This is a genomic window from Shimia sp., assembly GCF_022448905.1.
In the GTDB taxonomy this organism is placed as follows: Bacteria; Pseudomonadota; Alphaproteobacteria; order Rhodobacterales; family Rhodobacteraceae; genus Shimia.
The window spans coordinates 24,162-41,048 of the sequence record NZ_JAKVCW010000018.1 but is presented as its reverse complement, the minus strand read 5'-3'; the positions used below and the strand labels follow the sequence as shown (position 1 = coordinate 41,048).

Sequence of the window (16,887 nt, the reverse complement as noted above, 5' to 3'; positions counted from 1 at the left end):
GGGGCCGCGAACAATATTTAAGAAGCCCCCGGGGGCGCGGGGGGGGTTTGGGGACAGGCCCCAACCCCCCCGCGCGCCGGGGGGGGGGGGGGGGGGGGCGCCGCCCCAAAAAAAACCCCCCCCCCCCCCCCCCCCCCCACCCCCGGGGGGGGGGGGGGCCCCCCCCCCCCCCCCCCCGCAGCGCAGGGACAATGCTGACCGATACCATTATTGAAGACGACCGCTGGAGCGCGGTGGCGTTTGAGGAACTGGCCGAAACCGCAGCGCAGGCGGTGTTGGCCCATCTTGGCATGGCTTGCGAGACCTTCGAAATTGCTGTGCTGGCCTGTGATGACACGCGTATTGCCGAGCTGAATGCGGATTTTCGCGACAAGGACAAAGCCACCAACGTGTTGAGTTGGCCGAGCGAGGAGCGCGGCGTTGAAGTCGATGGGGACGTGCCCGCGCTGCCGGAGCAGAGTTTTCCGGGGATGCCGGAAGAGCTTGGCGACATCGCAATTTCTTATGACACCTGCGCGCGGGAGGCCGAAGCGGCGAGCAAACCAATGTCCGAGCACGTCACCCATTTGATGGTGCATGGCACTTTGCATTTGCTGGGATACGATCATGTGCGTGACAAAGATGCCACTTTGATGGAAGGTTTAGAGACCACCATACTTGGCAAAATGGGTCTGGCAGACCCATATGAGATCAAATAGCGGTCAAGATACCGCAAGAAACCTTGGAAAGGGCCAATGGGCGACAGTGCAGACGGGTCTTCTAACGCAGCGCCAAGCGCGCAGCCGGAAGGCCAGATAAGTAAACCGAAGGGCTGGATGAGCCGCCTGTTTGGTATGAGTGACACCCCGGAAACTGTGGCAGAGCGCCCGGTGGCCGCAACCACCCCGGTGCCGCAGGCGCATGGCATGATGAACCTGCGCCGGATGCGGGTTGAGGATGTGGCGGTGCCCAAGGCCGATATTCAATCGGTGCCCACCACCATCACAAAGACGGAGCTGGTGCAGCTGTTTCGTGACAGCGGCCTAACCCGCTTGCCGGTGTATGAGAACACTTTGGACACGCCGGTGGGCTTTGTGCACCTGAAGGACTTTGCGCTGCGCCATGGGTTTAATGGTGACAATGCCAAGGATTTTGACATCACCCGCGTGCTGCGGCCGCTGTTGTTTGTGCCGCCCAGCATGTCGATTGGCGTTTTGCTGACCAAGATGCAGGCCGAGCGGCGGCATATGGCTTTGGTGATTGATGAATATGGCGGCGTGGATGGCTTGGTGACCATCGAAGACCTGATTGAACAGGTCATCGGGGAAATCGAAGACGAACACGACGTGGAAGAGGCTGATCTCTTTGTCGAGGAGAAGCCGGGCTGTTATCTGGCGCTGGCCAAAACCCCGCTGGATGAGTTTGAAGCCGCAGTGGGCCGCTCTTTGAGCCACCACGAAGAGGTGGACCCGGAAGAGATCGATACGCTGGGCGGTCTGGTCTTTATGCTCGCGGGGCATGTGCCGGCGCGTGGTGAGGTGGTCGAAAGCCCGGATGGCGTCGAGTTTGAGGTGGTGGACGCCGATCCCCGCCGGATCAAGCGCCTGCGGGTGTTTCTGCCAAGTCCCACTGTGGTGGTGCAGGATGGCTGACGGCGCTTTGCGCCGCCGGTTGCGGGCCATTCCCTGGAAGACGTTTTGCACAGGCGGCGCGGTCGGCTTAATCGCCGCGCTGGGCCATCCGCCGTTTGATCTCTGGTTTCTCTCGCTCTTTGGCTTTGCTGCGGCCTTTGCAATGTTGCGGCTCACGGCCAGCGGCTTTTCGGACGCGGTGTTTGGGCTGGGCTTTGGCACCGGCTATTTTGCGCTGTCCCTGAGCTGGATTGTGGAGCCGTTTCTTGTGGACCCACTGGTACACGGCTGGATGGCGCCCTTTGCGATCCTGTTTCTGTCCATGGGCTTGGCGCTGTTCTGGGCGTTGGCGTTTTGGGGCGCAAAACGACTCAGCACAACCGGCTGGGCCGTGATCCTGACGCTGACCTTGGCGGAGCTGGTGCGGGCCTATGTGTTCACTGGGTTTCCCTGGGCCATGCCATCTTATGTGCTGGTCAACAAGCTGGTGGCGCAAAGCGCGGCTGTGGTTGGGCCTCATGGGTTGAATTTGGTTTTGTTCATTACGGCCTGGCTTTTGGCACAGGCCTTAGTGTTTGGCGGCCGTATTGGTTTTAAAATCAGTGCTGCGGTGCTGGGCTTCGTGGTGTTAGCGATGCCTCTGAGTGGGGCCGATCCGCAGGCGCAGGCGGATCGCCCGGTTGTGCGCCTGATCCAGCCCAATGCGCCGCAGCATCAGAAGTGGGACCCGCAATATGCTGGGCTGTTCTTTGAGCGGTTGGTACAGTTCACCCGCGCTGGAGATGACCGCCCTGATCTGATTGTCTGGCCTGAAACCGCTGTGCCGGTGTGGCTGCATAATGCGGCCAATACTCTGAACATCATTTCCGGTGCTGCAGGCGATGTGCCGGTGGTGCTTGGTATCAATCGCGCGGAAGGGCTCCGCATTTTTAACGCGGCGGTGTTGATGGATAAAGACGGCCGCGTCACGCAGACCTATGACAAGCATCATCTGGTGCCCTTTGGGGAATACATCCCGCTTGGCGATCTTCTAAGCAAGATTGGCATTCAAGGGTTGGCCAGCCGCAATGGCGACGGGTTTTCCCCCGGCGCAGGCGCAGTTGTGTTGGATCTGGGGGCGCTGGGCAAAGCCTTGGTGTTGATCTGCTACGAGGCCGTGTTCCCACAAGATGTGCGGGCTGCACCAGAGCGCCCCAGTTTCATCCTGCATCTGACAAATGACGCCTGGTTTGGCAATTTCTCCGGACCCTATCAGCATCTGGATCAAGCGCGGATGCGCGCGATTGAGAGCGGGTTGCCGGTGCTGCGCTCGGCCAACACTGGGGTGAGCGCGGTGATTGATGCGCGGGGCAGGGTGCTGGATGCCTTGGCGCTGAATACCGAAGGCTATCTGGATGCGGTGCTGCCAGAAGCGCGGGCCAAGACACTCTATGCCAAAACCGGTGATCTACCGCTCACCATTGTGGTTGTGCTGCTGCTATTAACGGCGCTTTTACTGCGTCGGCGCGAAACGCATTGACCCTTCGGTGACGGAGGCGTAAGGCAGACTGGAAATTATCGCCACAACGGCTTCCTGACGTGGCGATCGACTTTTAATGGAGCACTTCATGACACGACAGAACTACACGTTTACTTCCGAAAGTGTTTCGGAAGGCCACCCAGATAAGGTCTGTGACCGCATCTCGGACGCCGTTTTGGATGCCTTTTTGGCAGAGGAACCAGAGGCACGTGTGGCGGCGGAAACGTTTGCCACGACGAACCGGGTGGTGATTGGCGGCGAGGTTGGTCTGTCAGATCAGGACAAGCTGCATGATTACATGGACCGCATCGACGAGATCGCGCGCGCCTGTATCAAAGACATCGGCTATGAGCAGGACAAGTTCCACCACGAGACCGTGGAGATCACCAACCTGCTCCATGAGCAGTCCGCGCATATTGCACAGGGCGTAGATGCGGCAGCCGACAAAGATGAAGGCGCGGGTGATCAGGGCATCATGTTTGGCTATGCCACCACTGAAACCGAGGCGTTGATGCCAGCGCCAATCCAGTACAGCCACGCCATTCTGCGACGTCTGGCCGAGGTGCGCAAATCCGGTCAGGAGCCGACGCTTGGCCCGGATGCGAAGTCGCAGCTGTCTGTGGTCTATGAAGGCGGCAAGCCGGTGGGCGTGAGCTCCATCGTGTTGTCGACACAGCACCTGGACGAGGCCATGACCAGCGCCGACGTGCGCGCCGTGGTGGAGCCCTACATTCGCGAGACCCTGCCAGAGGGCTGGATCACCGATGCCACCGCATGGCACGTGAACCCAACCGGCAAGTTTGTGATTGGCGGCCCGGATGGCGATGCGGGTCTGACCGGTCGTAAGATCATCGTGGACACCTATGGCGGCGCAGCCCCACATGGCGGCGGTGCCTTCTCTGGCAAAGACCCAACCAAGGTCGACCGTTCTGCAGCTTATGCAGCACGTTACCTGGCGAAAAACGTTGTGGCCGCTGGCATGGCGGAGCGCTGCACCATTCAGCTGTCTTACGCGATTGGCGTGTCTGAGCCGCTGTCGGTTTATGCGGATACGCATGGCACCGGCGAAGTGGCACCTGCGGACATCGAGAAAGCTGTGCGCAGTGTGATGAGCCTGACGCCGCGGGGTATTCGCGAGAAGCTTCAGCTCAACAAGCCGATCTATCAGCGCACTGCGGCCTACGGCCACTTTGGCCGGACGCCAACCGAGGACGGTGGCTTCAGCTGGGAGCGCACGGATCTGGTTGAGGATCTGAAAAAAGCCATCTGAGCTGCGCTATAGCACAAGATTTGGAAAGCCCGTCGCATTGGTCGGCGGGCTTTTTTTGTGCCTAGTGCATGTCATGTAAGAGCTGCCCCAACGGAAGTCTTTGGCTTCATGGCGCTCCTGTGCCACGGTCAGTCCGGGAATTGGGAGGAATGCGCGATGTTGATCGATGTGGCTTTGCCGCTGTCGTTGGCGATTATTATGTTTTCACTGGGGTTTGGGCTGACCTTCGCCGATTTTGGCAGGGTGCTGACCATGCCGCGCGCGGTGATCGTGGGCGTGGCGATGCAAGTGGTCGCGGTGCCGGCGGTGGCGTTTTTGTTGGTGTCCTTCACAAGCTTGCCGCCAGCGATGGCCTTTGGCGTGATGCTGCTGTCATTTTGCCCCGGGGGCGTGACGTCCAACATTCTGACCAAATTGGCAGGGGGCACGGTGGCCTTGTCGATAACATTGACAGCGGTGGTGAGCCTGTTGTCCGTGCTGACCGTGCCCGCGCTGACCGGCTGGGCGGCGACCACGTTTCTGGGCGGCGATGCGCCGGTGATCAATGTGACCGCAATTGGCATCAGCATGTTTGTGATCACCGCCGTGCCGGTGGCGATTGGCGTGTTGCTTCGGTTTGTGGCGCCGACGTTTGCGGACAACAATGAAGGCCGGGTGTCGACCTTGGCGCTGGTGCTGTTTGTGGTGATTGTCGCGGCGGCGCTGGCGACCAATTGGACGATGTTCATGGAGAACATTGGCGGATTGGGGCCGGTGCTGATGGCGCTGAATGTGGTGTTGCTGATTGCCGGGGTTGTGGTGGCGCGTGTGCTGGGGCTCTCGGGGCCGGACGGGCTGTGTATCTCTGTGGAGATGGGGGTGCAGAATGCGACACTCGGCATTGCGGTGGCGGGCATTATTGTGCAAACCGGAGGGATTCCGGAATATGCTGTGCCGGCAGCGGTCTATGGGATCACGATGTATATTGTGACCATTCCGGGCATGTTCATTCTGCGCAAGATTTTTGGCTGAACTTGACCTTTGCTGCGGGTTTGGGCAAAGGCAGGCCCGCAGCATAAGGTATTTTGGCATGTCCGACGACAAACACCCCGGCAAAGATTCTGGCAGACACGCAAGCGGTGCGCCGTGGCGCAACTTCTATGGCCGTTTCAAAGGCAAGGGCCTGCGCGCCAGCCAGGAGGTCTATCTGGACGAAGATCTGGCGGCACTGTCGCCGGGCAAAGTGAGCTGGGAAGAGAACCCGGAGCGCGAGAACCTTGACCTGGAAGCGCTGTTTGGCGGCAAAGATGTCTGGCTCGAAGTCGGCTTTGGCGGCGGCGAGCACATGGTGCATCAGGCGGTGCAAAACCCGGATGTGGGCATCATTGGCTGTGAGCCCTATATCAACGGGGTTGCCATGCTGCTGGGCAAAATCCGTGAGGCTGGGGCGGAGAACATCAAAGTGCATCCCGGTGACGCGCGCGACATGTTTGACGTGCTGCCCGATCAAAGCCTGAGCCGGGCGTTTTTGCTCTATCCAGATCCCTGGCCAAAGAAACGCCACCACCGTCGTCGGTTTGTGACGCCGGAACATCTGGAGCCGCTGTCGCGCAAGCTGAAGCCGGGGGCGATTTTCCGCGTGGCGACGGACATCGAGGATTATGTGCGCCAGACGCTGGAGCAAGTGCCGCGCCATGGGTTTGAGTGGCTGGCGGAGAAGCCGGAGGATTGGCGTGAGCCGTGGGGCGATTGGATTTCCACACGCTATGAGCAGAAGGCCTTCCGCGAAGGGCGCACGCCGCATTATCTGACGTTTCGGAAGACGTAACGGGTAGAGCGCCTTTGGGATGACCCGCGTCAAAACGGGTCATTTGCTGACCTTGATTTTTATGGGGAGATTGCCGCAGGCTGATCTTGTTTTCAAAGCAAGGTCATTTTCCCATGGAACCCATCCAAATCACCAATTGTCATGTGCACACGTTTACGCAAGCGCATGTGCCCCGCGACTTTCCCTACAAATGGACCCGCCTGTTTCAGCGGGTGCCGATCCTGATCAAAGGCATTGCTTGGGTAGTGCGGCTGCTGGGGCAAGAGGACATCGCTGAAAAGCTTGATCGCCTTTACCGGTTTCAACAGGAGGCCCAGCACGATGAGCAAGCTACTGTTCTCAACAACGTCAAGAAGCACTACCCGAGCAACACGCGCTATGTGGTGTTGCCGATGGACATGACGGGGATTGGCTACGGTCCGGTCGAAGAAGACCTGCGCACGCAGCATGACAAGCTGCATGAGATGGCACAGGCGGCGGAACCCAAAGGCTCGGTCATACCGTTCGCCACGGTCAACCCGCTGAGCGAAGGCAGTGCGCAAGAGGGGCTGCGGGCGATCAAGGAGTTGCAGTTTCAAGGGCTGAAAATCTATCCGCGCATGGGGTTTGCGCCAGACCATCCGGTGCTGATGGAGACGGTGTATCCAGAGATTAATGCGCGGAAAATGCCGGTCATGACCCACTGCTCGCGGGGCGGTGTGCAGGGACGTGAGGTGTTCGATTACACTGCGGATCGGTTCACGGAACCAAAGGCCTACCGGCCGGTGATGCGGGCGTTTCCCGACATGCGGATTTGTCTGGCGCATTTTGGCGGGCAGAAGGACTGGCACGCCTATGCCAACGGAGAAGCGCCGCGGGGTGATGAGAACTGGCAGGTGCAAATCCGCGACATGATCGGTTCGGGAGACTGGCCGCAGCTGTGGACCGACATCAGCTACACGCTGTTTCACTTTGACGACTACATCCCGTTTTTGCGGCTGTTTTTGCTGGATGAGACCGAGGCGGGCGACCGGTTGCGCAGCCGGGTGCTGTTTGGCTCGGATTTCTACATGACGCGGCAGGAGAAGCTGAGCGAGAAGGCAGTGTGTTTTCGGTTGCGCAATGCGCTGGGCGAAGAGGTGTTTCGGCAAATTGCCCAGGACAATCCTGAGGTGTGGCTGCGTGGTACGGGCAACGCGGGGGTAAATTTTGCAACCGGGTAATTTGTCGCCGCAGGTCGGCATGGACGCGGGCCATTTGTTGCGCTAACAGCAGGGCTGAACGCAAGAAGGATACTGCTCTATGTTCGGCCACGGCACCCCGATCCCGATGACCTCTTCCCCCTGCGGCCCGCTGAAGGGCGAGGCGCATGTGCCTGGTGACAAATCTATCAGCCACCGCAGCCTGATCTTTGGCGCGATGGCCGTGGGGGAGACCAAAATCTCCGGTTTGCTTGAAGGTGAAGATGTGCTGGACACCGGCAAGGCGATGGCAGCCTTTGGCGCAGAGGTGATCAACCACGGCGAAGGCAATTGGTCGGTGCATGGTGTTGGCGTCGGTGGCTTTGCGGAGCCGGACACAGTGATTGACTGCGGCAACTCTGGCACCGGTGTGCGGCTGATCATGGGCGCGATGGCGACCAGTGACATCACCGTGACCTTCACCGGTGACGCCAGCCTGAATGGCCGTCCGATGGCACGAGTCACCGATCCGATTGCACTGTTTGGCGCGACCTCTGTGGGGCGGTCCGGTGGGCGGTTGCCGATGACCATTGTCGGCGCAAAAGACCCGGTGCCGGTGCGCTACGAAGTGCCGATGCCATCGGCGCAGGTGAAATCTGCCGTGCTGTTGGCGGGTTTGAACGCGCCGGGGCAGACCGTGGTGATCGAGAAAGAAGCCACGCGGGATCACACCGAGCGTATGCTGGCGGGCTTTGGTGCAGAGATTTCGGTGGCAGAGACCGATGAAGGCCGTGTGATCACCCTGACGGGTCAGCCGGAGCTGAAGCCGCAGACGATTGTGGTGCCGCGCGATCCAAGCTCGGCAGCTTTCCCGGTATGTGCGGCGATCATCACGCCGGGTTCTGACGTGTTGGTGCCAAATATCGGGCTGAACCCAACCCGCGCAGGTCTGTTTTATGCGCTTCAGGCAATGAACGCAGACCTGACGTTTGAGAATGAACGTGAAGAGGGCGGGGAGCCCGTGGCGGATCTGCGGGCACGGTTCTCGCCCAACCTCAAGGGCGCAGAGATCGATCCGGCGGGTGCAGCCAGCATGATTGATGAATACCCTGTGCTGTCGGTTGTGGCGGCCTTTGCAGAAGGTGACACCGTGATGCGCGGCGTAAAAGAACTGCGGGTGAAAGAAAGCGACCGGATCGACGCCATGGCCAAAGGTCTGCGCGCCAATGGGGTTGAGGTTGATGAGGGTGACGATTGGTGGATCGTAAAAGGTCTCGGCCATGGCAATGTGCCTGGTGGTGCGATCTGCGAGAGCTTCCTGGATCACCGCATAGCCATGAGTTTTATGGTGATGGGCATGGCCACGCAGCAGCCTGTGAGCGTGGACGATGGCGGCCCAATTGCCACGTCGTTCCCGATTTTTGAGCCACTGATGCACGGCTTGGGCGCGAAGATCACCCGGACTTAAGCGGCCAGTCGCGGCCTTTGGCGCACGTTTTTGTTGATTTTGGCGAAGCCTCGGTCATGATCGGGGCTTACGTCATTTGTGGGCCTTTTGCATGAGCTATATTCAACGGGTTTTCTGGATCAGTTTTACCGCCGCCACCGCCATTTATCTGGTGATGGTGTTCTGGACCATGCCGACGATCAGTGCTGCCGCCGGAGGCTTGGCGCCCTTTGACATGCGGCCCTTTGGCTACACGCCGCAGGAGGCGCGCGGGTTCTTATCGGCGCTGACAGCGGAAGGGCGGGACTTTTACATCACCGTGCAGCAACGGCTTGATCTGGTGTATCCGGCGCTGCTGGGGATTATGTTGATTGTTGGGTTTCAGAGCCTGTTCCAGCGGCCCTGGAGTATGGTGTTTTCCTTTGTGGCGCTGATTATGGTGTCAGCGGATTATCTGGAAAACTACATGGTGGCCACCATGCTGCACATTGGTCCGGATGCGGTGGAAGACAACCTTGTGGCCTTTGCCAGCTTTTGGACGCGCTGCAAGTCGGCCGCGGCCACAGTGGCCTTTGTCGGGCTCATGGCAGGCGCGGTGATGCAGATGCGCCGCCGTTGGGCGTAAACCGGCCAAGGAATGTGGCTGTGCCTTGCGTTGCCATGCTTGGCTCGGTAGAGCGGCTGGGATTTGAGAAAAGGCAGGGCAAGACATGCGGTTTACCATAGCGATTGACGGACCAGCGGCGGCCGGCAAGGGCACAATTTCTAAAGCTGTGGCAGCGCATTACGGCTTTGCCCATCTGGACACGGGGTTGCTGTATCGCGCGGTTGGCGCACGGACGCTGGATGGGACGGACCCTATTGAGGCAGCCAAGGCCCTGACCGCCGAAGATCTGAACGCGGACAACCTGCGTACGCCAGAGGTTGCGCAGGCGGCCAGCAAAGTGGCCGTGATTGGCGAAGTACGGGCTGCGCTGGTGGATTTCCAACGCGCTTTTGCGCGGCGCGCCGGTGGGGCTGTGCTGGACGGACGTGACATTGGCACCGTGATTTGTCCCAATGCTGAAGCCAAGCTGTTTGTCACCGCCAGTGCCGAGGTGCGGGCCGAGCGTCGGTATCTGGAGCTTGTTGGCAAAGGCACCGAGATAGATCGTGAAACCGTGCTGGCGGATGTAAAAGAGCGCGATGCGCGGGATATGGAACGGGCGGAGGCGCCATTGAAGCCGGCAGAGGACGCGGTGTTGATCGACACCTCCGATCTGGCGATTGAGGAAGCCATCGCGGCGGCCGTGGCGGCGATTGACAAGCTGCGTCCGGCGGAGTGAGTCATCACCTTTCTGTGAGGTGATCCCGACAATTTGAACCAAATTCTCCCAAGCCTGCGTAAGCGGCTGAAATACTGGGAGGATAGTTCATGTCTTTACAAGCGTTGTTTCCGGCGGTGGACAGCAGTCTGCCAATTGCCGGTGGTACCCTGTCCGCTGTGGCGGATTTTGAGATTTTGGCTCGGGCTTTGGATGCGGCGGGCCTCTCGGCCACCGTGGGTGGGCTCAGTGACTTCACCTTGTTTGCCCCAACAGACGCAGCTTTTGCCGATCTGGCGGTCACTTTGGGGTTCACCGGCGACACAGATGATCCCGACGCAGTGTTTGGCGCGATTGCTGGGGCCCTGTCGGGGTTGGCGCCGGATGGTGATCCGATCCCGCTGTTGACCGACATTCTGCTCTATCATGTCAGTGGCGCCGAAAGTGACGCGGCGGGCCTAAACGCAGACGGGCCGGTGGATACGTTGCTAACAGACGCCTCGGTTGAGGTGACGGGCAATACCGTGGTTGATGGCGATCCGAATTTTCAGAACGCAGACATTGTCAGCCCCGATGTGGATGCGGGCACGGGAACCATTCAGGTGATCGACCAGGTGCTGCTGCCGCTGGACACACCGGCGGAGAGTGATCCGGGCACCCTATTGGACGTACTCAAAGAAAGCGGAGGCAGTTTCGATGATGACAATACTGATTTTGACATGCTTCTGGCGGCGCTACAGGCGACGGGGCTAGACGACGCGGCGGATGATCCTGAGGCTGAGCTGACGGTGTTTGCGCCCAATGATGCGGCCTTTATCTCGCTCGCGCAGAGCCTTGGCTATGAGGGTGATGATGAGGAGGGCGCGTTTCAGGCAATTGTTGATGCGGCAGGTGTGTTGCGCCCAGAAGACCCGCTGTCGTTTGTCAGTGATGTCCTAACCTATCACATCAGTCCGGGGGAACAGGACAGCGGCGCTGTTCTGGGCTCTGAGAGCATCGACACACTGCTTGGCGAAGGGCTTGGAGTGGATGGGACCATGTTGGTGGATGCCGATCCGGATGCGGAGAATGCCGAGATCATCGGCACGGATATTGCCGCAAGTAACGGCGTGGCTCATGTGATTGATGAGGTGCTGTTGCCGCTCGACTTGCCGATGGTGGACCAGACGCCGGAGGAAGCATCTGAGGACAGCTCTGAGGATCCCGAAGAGCCAGAAGGTGATGACGACAGTTTTGGGTGGGTCGAAGGACTTGGGATTGCCGGGCTTTTTCTGGCGCTGTTCTTCCTCGCGTGACGTTGATGCCTCAGGCGGACTTCTTTTCGTCCGCCTGCAGGTCAAACTCTGCGCGGGCTTCGTCGATGTTGGGCAGGTTGTCCAGTGCCCAAGTTCCGAGCGCTTTCACGGGTTCGTAAAAGGAATACCCCAAGTCTGTAAGGGCGTATTCTACCTTTGGCGGGATCGTCGGGTGGTAGGTGCGGTTGACCAGCCCGTCTCGTTCCAGTTCGCGCAGTTTCAAGGACAACATGCGCTGGGAGATGCCCAGATGGCGCTTCAACTCGTTGAAGCGCAGCACTTTGTATTGTGCCAGAGAAATAACGATCAGCACCGACCAGCGATCACCGACGCGTCCTAAGACCTCATTGATGCGGGAGCATTCGGGGCATTGACCATCCTTTTCAACAAAGCACATGGCGGTTCCTTTCGTGTAACCGGGTCTCAGAAATGTGCCTTCTTGTGGCGATTTCCAGTGCCACTTATATCGCGGGTATCGAAAGTATACCACCCTCGGTTCCGGTGATGTTCATCGGCCCGCAAGAAGGATCATGTGAGAATGACAAGTCTGAAAGACCTGATGACCTGGCGCTATGCCACCAAGAAGATGGACCCTGCGAAAGTGGTTCCGGAAGAGAAGGTGGAGGCGATCCTGGAAGCGATCCGTATGGCGCCGACATCTAGCGGCACGCAGCCGTTTGAGGTGTTTGTCATCACCAACGACGAGATGCGTGAAAAAATCCGCAAGGTGGGTTGGGATCAGAGCCAGATCACCGAAGGCAGCCACCTGCTGGTGTTTGCGGCTTGGGACAACTACTCGGCGGAGCGCATTGATGCAGTGCGCGCGCATATGGAAGAGCTGCGCGGCGCAAACGAGATGCTGACGCAGTATTTCGAGAACCTCAAAAACGTGTACCTGCCGCGCGATGAGACCGTGAACCACGACCACGCGGCGCGTCAGGCCTATATCGCGCTGGGCTTTGCTATGCTGGCAGCGGCGGAACTGGGCGTGGACACCTGCCCGATGGAAGGGTTTGATCCAGACGCCGTGGATGAGATCATGGGGCTGAAAGAGTTGGGGCTGAAATCCGTGACCTTGTTGCCGCTGGGCTATCGTCAGGAAAGCGCGGACTGGTTGCTGCCCATGGCGAAGGTGCGCAAGTCGCGTGAGACTCTGGTGAAAGAGATCAGCTAAGGACCTCTGGACGAGATCAGTATTGGAAGGCGCTCTGGAATGGGGCGCCTTTTGTGTCTTCGTTGGGGTTGAAATCCGCTGTGATAGTTATGTAATAACATAACTAAATGAATCTGTCGGATATGAACGTACCCATGGGACGGAATATCAAAACCAATCTGCGAGGGCGACGCAGGCAAGGCAATGTCATGCAGGCTTATGATGCATTGCCGCCTGAGTTGCGCCAGTGGCTGCATACGGCTGCCTTGCCTTGGAGCCCGGCCTCCGCGCGCGGGATATGGCGTAAGGCAGGGGGGGCGAAGGATCCCAAGGCAGCACTTGAGCGGTTGGATGCAGTTGAGGCAGCGACGTTGCGCCGGGATGGTTTGTTGCAGGGAATCGGCTTGCCGAACTAGGGGTTTAGGGCTATATCGCCCCTGTCTATAAGGCGCAAATGCCATAAAACAACGGGACGAGCAGGGTCGGAATCGCCGGCCCTCTTTGTTTTTTGTGTGTTTTTCCAGTTGTTTGGCGCGTCAAAGACCAAATCGATCTGCCAGAATGGCAGGCGCTAACCAAGACCGGCGGAGACAACCGCACGGCCAGAAAAAACGTTTGATAAAGGAAATGACGCCGCATGGCTAACGCAACCATGGAGGAATTCGAAGCCCTCCTTAATGAAAGCTTCGAAATGGACACACCGAACGAGGGTTCGGTTGTCAAAGGCAAAGTCATCGCTATTGAAGCAGGCCAAGCCATCATCGACGTAGGCTACAAAATGGAAGGCCGCGTTGAGCTCAAAGAATTCGCAAACCCAGGTGAAGCTCCTGAAATCGCCGTTGGCGACGAAGTGGAAGTCTACCTGCGCGCGGCTGAAAACGCCCGTGGCGAAGCTGTTATCTCCCGTGAGATGGCGCGCCGCGAAGAAGCGTGGGATCGCCTCGAAAAAGCATACGCAGACGATGCGCGCGTTGAAGGCGCGATCTTCGGCCGCGTTAAAGGTGGCTTCACCGTTGATCTCGGCGGCGCCGTGGCCTTCCTGCCAGGTTCCCAGGTTGACGTACGCCCAGTGCGTGACGCAGGCCCACTGATGGGTCTGAAGCAGCCGTTCCAGATTCTGAAGATGGACCGTCGTCGTGGCAACATCGTTGTCTCCCGTCGTGCGATCCTCGAAGAGTCCCGCGCCGAGCAGCGCGCAGAAGTCATCGGCAACCTGTCCGAAGGTCAGGCAGTCGACGGTGTGGTCAAGAACATCACCGAATACGGTGCGTTTGTTGACCTCGGCGGTGTTGACGGCCTGCTGCACGTCACCGACATGGCATGGCGCCGTGTGAACCACCCATCTGAGATCCTGACCATCGGTGAGACCGTTAAGGTTCAGGTGATCAAGATCAACAAAGAAACCCACCGCATCAGCCTGGGTATGAAGCAGCTGCAGGAAGATCCATGGGATCTGGTTGCTGCGAAGTACCCACTGTCCTCCGTACACAAAGGCCGCGTGACCAACATCACCGATTACGGTGCCTTTGTTGAGTTGGAGCCAGGTGTTGAAGGTTTGGTTCACGTCTCCGAGATGTCCTGGACCAAGAAAAACGTACACCCAGGCAAGATCGTTTCCACCTCTCAGGAAGTGGACGTCATGGTGCTGGAAATCGACGGCTCCAAGCGTCGTGTTTCCCTTGGTCTTAAGCAGACCATGCGCAACCCATGGGAAGTTTTCGCGGAAACGCACCCAGAGGGCACCGAGGTCGAAGGCGAAGTCAAGAACATCACCGAATTCGGTCTGTTCATCGGCCTGCCAGGCGAGATCGACGGCATGGTTCACCTCTCCGACCTGTCCTGGGACGAGCGTGGCGAAGATGCGATCCAGAACTACCGCAAAGGCGACATGGTTTCGGCCGTTGTCTCCGAAGTGGACGTTGAAAAAGAGCGTATCTCCCTGTCCATCAAAGCACTCGGCGGCGACAAGTTCGCGGACGCAGTGGGCGGCGTGAAGCGCGGCTCCATCGTGACCGTAGAAGTGACCGCGATCGAAGACGGTGGCATCGAAGTGGAATACGAAGGCATGAAGTCCTTCATCCGCCGCTCCGACCTGTCCCGCGACCGTGCAGAGCAGCGCCCAGAGCGTTTCTCCACCGGCGACAAGATCGACGTGCGCGTCACCAACATCGACAGCAAGACCCGTCGTCTGGGTCTGTCGATCAAGGCACGCGAGATCGCAGAAGAGAAAGAAGCCGTGGAGCAGTACGGTTCTTCCGACTCCGGTGCGTCCCTCGGCGATATCCTTGGCGCAGCGCTGAAGACCGGCGACGAGTAAGATCGCACGATCTTTCGTATGAGACTTTGGAAACCCCGCCAGGATTGGCGGGGTTTTCTGCTTACTGGTACAGGCGCTCTGCTTGTTCCGTCAGGGCTTTCATGGCGGCCCGGTAGGGGGCAGGGCCAAAGCTGATGCGGGAAACACCCGTTGCCGCCAGTGGCGCCACGTCGGCGGTGACATCCAGGCACATGGCGTTTACCGGGAGAGAGACCGCCGCGCAGATTGTGCGGATCATTTCTGGGTCAGAAAGGCCGGGAATGAAGAAGCCACTGGCACCAGCCTCGGCATAGGCTTTGCCACGGGTGATGGCAGCCTCGACATGTTGGCCGTGATCCTCTGGTTTGGACTGCAAAAACAGATCGGTGCGGGCGTTGATGTAGAGCGGCACATCGTGGGCGTCGGCTTCAGCGCGAATGGCGGCGATGCGCGCGGTTTGTGTGTTGATGTCGTGCAGGCCTTCACCTTGCACCACGCGGTCCTCAAAGTTGATGCCAATCACGCCTGCCGCCAACACACCCGCGATGTTTTTGCGCAGCGCATCGGTATCAACGGCGTAGCCGCCTTCAAAGTCGAGTGAAACCGGCACGTCGCAGGTTGCGGTGATGCGTGTGGCGATCTGCAGGAGGGTGTCCAGCGGCAGGGCTTCACCATCCGCATAGCCTTGGGCGGCGGCTACGGACCAGCTGCCGGTCGCCAGCGCGGGGGCGCCACCTTTGGCGATGGCTGCGCCGCTGCCAGCGTCCCAGCAGTTGTACAGCACAAGGGGCGATCCGGGGTGGTGCAGCGCGGCAAAGGTGCGGGCGCGATCAGCTTGGGTCATGGGCGTGTCCTTTTTGGTATTGGCGTTCGATTTCGATGAGTTTCTGTTTGCGCCATAAACCGCCGCCATAGCCGGTGAGCGCACCGTCTGCGCCAAGCACACGGTGACAGGGCACCAGCAGGGCAATCTGGTTGGCGCCGTTCGCGCGGGCCACGGCACGGATGGCCGAGGGGCGGCCAATGGTTCTGGCAAGTTCAGAGTAGGTGCGGGTTTCCCCGGCAGGGATGTCGCAGAGCGCGTGCCAGACGTCTTTGGTGAAGGCCGAGCCGTGGAAGGCCAGCGGCGTTTCAAAGCTTGGGTTTTGGCCTGAATAGAAAGCGGTCAGTTCTGCTTCGACCTGATCGGTGGGGCTATAACGACCGAGACCCAAATCGCCTTTGGCAAACTCACGTAAGCGAGACAACTCGCGAGGTAGAGCCTTGTGTTCGACAAACTCCAGCAAATGCAGATGCGAGGCGCTGGAGACGGCGATCATGTCACCCAAGGGCGAAGTGATCCAATCCGCGCGCAGAAAGCCGCCTTTGCGTAGATCAGCCGGGGCACTGCCGAGAGGGCGGGCAAAGGCGGCGCGGAAGGCGGAGGGGCTGTCAAAGCTGGCGCTGTGCTGCGCGTCGATGACCTTGTCGCCCTGACTGAGGACTTCGAAGCCCTCTCGCAGGCGGCGTTGGCGGGCCATTTCGAGGAATGTCATGCCAAACTGACGTTTGAACGACCGGCGCACGGTGGAAAGGTCAAAGCCCATTTGGGCTATGTGGCGTTCCGACCAGCGGATGTCGGGGCGCTCGTCCAGCGCGGCCAGGAGCGCGGCGATTGCGGGGTCCGCTTCGGCGGCAGGGGCCAAGGGATGGCAGCGTTTGCAGGCGCGGTAGCCGGCTTCGATGCATTCACCGATGGAGGCAAAGAAAGTGCAGTTTTCTGATTTGGGTTTACGGGCAGGGCAGGTCAGGCGGCAGAAGACACCAGTGGAGGACACGCAGACATAAGCGCGTCCGTCATAGGCAGGGTCGCGCGCGAGCAGGGCTTTGTAGAGTGCGTCGTGGTTGGGCAAATCAAACATCATGAGGGCACCCTAGCAGCGACTAACAGCGCTGCAGCCGAAAATCGGGCGTGTATTTCAGAAAGCTGGTCAGGAATGCGTGACTGGAAGTTGACCTTAGGGCAGGCTTAAGCTCAGGCAGTATG

17 protein-coding genes and 1 riboswitch are annotated in these 16,887 nt (G+C 59.4%); of the genes, 14 read left to right on the top strand and 3 right to left on the bottom strand.

Features of this window, described 5'->3' with window-relative positions:
* Positions 1-191: 191 nt before the first annotated feature.
* The 11 genes from ybeY to MK208_RS18295 all read left to right on the top strand — a co-directional run bounded on the left by ybeY (position 192) and on the right by MK208_RS18295 (position 11,412).
* The gene (gene ybeY / locus MK208_RS18345; RefSeq protein ID WP_294118976.1) at positions 192-698 is read left to right on the top strand and encodes an rRNA maturation RNase YbeY; all 507 of its coding nucleotides are present in this window, start codon (positions 192-194) and stop codon (positions 696-698) included.
* 36 nt (positions 699-734) lie between these two features.
* The gene (locus MK208_RS18340) at positions 735-1,631 is read left to right on the top strand and encodes a hemolysin family protein (protein WP_294118975.1); all 897 of its coding nucleotides are present in this window, start codon (positions 735-737) and stop codon (positions 1,629-1,631) included.
* Complete coding sequence (gene lnt / locus MK208_RS18335; protein WP_294118974.1) at positions 1,624-3,129, top strand: apolipoprotein N-acyltransferase; 1,506 nt, start codon at positions 1,624-1,626, stop codon at positions 3,127-3,129. Before MK208_RS18340 ends, lnt begins: the two co-directional genes overlap by 8 nt.
* Before the next feature lie 35 nt (positions 3,130-3,164).
* A riboswitch (SAM-SAH riboswitch) is annotated at positions 3,165-3,213 on the top strand.
* 4 nt (positions 3,214-3,217) lie between these two features.
* A complete protein-coding gene (metK, locus tag MK208_RS18330) occupies positions 3,218-4,399 on the top strand; it encodes a methionine adenosyltransferase (RefSeq protein WP_168591768.1) in 1,182 nt (393 codons plus the stop codon).
* A gap of 156 nt (positions 4,400-4,555) precedes the next feature.
* Positions 4,556-5,410 carry a bile acid:sodium symporter family protein gene (locus MK208_RS18325; protein ID WP_294118973.1) on the top strand — a complete coding sequence of 285 codons (855 nt, stop codon included), beginning with the start codon at positions 4,556-4,558 and terminating at the stop codon, positions 5,408-5,410.
* A 58-nt stretch (positions 5,411-5,468) separates the two neighbouring features.
* A complete protein-coding gene (gene trmB, locus MK208_RS18320) occupies positions 5,469-6,206 on the top strand; it encodes a tRNA (guanosine(46)-N7)-methyltransferase TrmB (RefSeq protein ID WP_294118972.1) in 738 nt (245 codons plus the stop codon).
* Positions 6,207-6,319: 113 nt separating this feature from the next.
* Positions 6,320-7,408, top strand: coding sequence for an amidohydrolase family protein (locus MK208_RS18315; RefSeq protein WP_294118971.1), 1,089 nt, complete (start codon positions 6,320-6,322; stop codon positions 7,406-7,408).
* 79 nt (positions 7,409-7,487) lie between these two features.
* Positions 7,488-8,834: a 3-phosphoshikimate 1-carboxyvinyltransferase gene (gene aroA, locus MK208_RS18310; protein WP_294118970.1), complete on the top strand. Its 1,347-nt coding sequence runs from the start codon at positions 7,488-7,490 to the stop codon at positions 8,832-8,834.
* 91 nt (positions 8,835-8,925) lie between these two features.
* A complete protein-coding gene (locus MK208_RS18305; protein WP_294118969.1) occupies positions 8,926-9,438 on the top strand; it encodes a hypothetical protein in 513 nt (170 codons plus the stop codon).
* Positions 9,439-9,523: 85 nt separating this feature from the next.
* A complete protein-coding gene (gene cmk / locus MK208_RS18300; protein ID WP_294118967.1) occupies positions 9,524-10,138 on the top strand; it encodes a (d)CMP kinase in 615 nt (204 codons plus the stop codon).
* An 89-nt stretch (positions 10,139-10,227) separates the two neighbouring features.
* On the top strand, positions 10,228-11,412 hold the full coding sequence (locus MK208_RS18295) for a fasciclin domain-containing protein (RefSeq protein ID WP_294118965.1): 1,185 nt from the start codon (positions 10,228-10,230) through the stop codon (positions 11,410-11,412).
* A 10-nt stretch (positions 11,413-11,422) separates the two neighbouring features.
* Here MK208_RS18295 and MK208_RS18290 read toward each other — a convergent pair whose 3' ends face one another.
* A complete protein-coding gene (locus MK208_RS18290) occupies positions 11,423-11,809 on the bottom strand; it encodes a helix-turn-helix domain-containing protein (protein WP_294118964.1) in 387 nt (128 codons plus the stop codon).
* Positions 11,810-11,950: 141 nt separating this feature from the next.
* On the opposite strand from MK208_RS18290, the gene MK208_RS18285 reads away from it, so the two are divergent.
* The 3 genes from MK208_RS18285 (at position 11,951) to rpsA (ending at position 14,882) form a co-directional block, all read left to right on the top strand.
* Positions 11,951-12,586 carry an NAD(P)H-dependent oxidoreductase gene (locus MK208_RS18285; RefSeq protein WP_294118962.1) on the top strand — a complete coding sequence of 212 codons (636 nt, stop codon included), beginning with the start codon at positions 11,951-11,953 and terminating at the stop codon, positions 12,584-12,586.
* Positions 12,587-12,693: 107 nt separating this feature from the next.
* A complete protein-coding gene (locus tag MK208_RS18280) occupies positions 12,694-12,981 on the top strand; it encodes a DUF6525 family protein (protein ID WP_366011369.1) in 288 nt (95 codons plus the stop codon).
* Between the two features lie 221 nt (positions 12,982-13,202).
* Positions 13,203-14,882 (top strand): 30S ribosomal protein S1, encoded by a 1,680-nt coding sequence (gene rpsA / locus MK208_RS18275; protein ID WP_294118961.1) that lies wholly within the window; start codon positions 13,203-13,205, stop codon positions 14,880-14,882.
* A 61-nt stretch (positions 14,883-14,943) separates the two neighbouring features.
* Here the strand turns inward: rpsA and MK208_RS18270 are convergent, their stop codons facing one another.
* The gene (locus tag MK208_RS18270; RefSeq protein ID WP_294118960.1) at positions 14,944-15,705 is read right to left on the bottom strand and encodes an isocitrate lyase/phosphoenolpyruvate mutase family protein; all 762 of its coding nucleotides are present in this window, start codon (positions 15,703-15,705) and stop codon (positions 14,944-14,946) included.
* Positions 15,692-16,765 (bottom strand): trifunctional transcriptional activator/DNA repair protein Ada/methylated-DNA--[protein]-cysteine S-methyltransferase, encoded by a 1,074-nt coding sequence (locus MK208_RS18265; RefSeq protein WP_294118959.1) that lies wholly within the window; start codon positions 16,763-16,765, stop codon positions 15,692-15,694. Before MK208_RS18265 ends, MK208_RS18270 begins: the two co-directional genes overlap by 14 nt.
* Positions 16,766-16,887 lie beyond the last annotated feature (122 nt).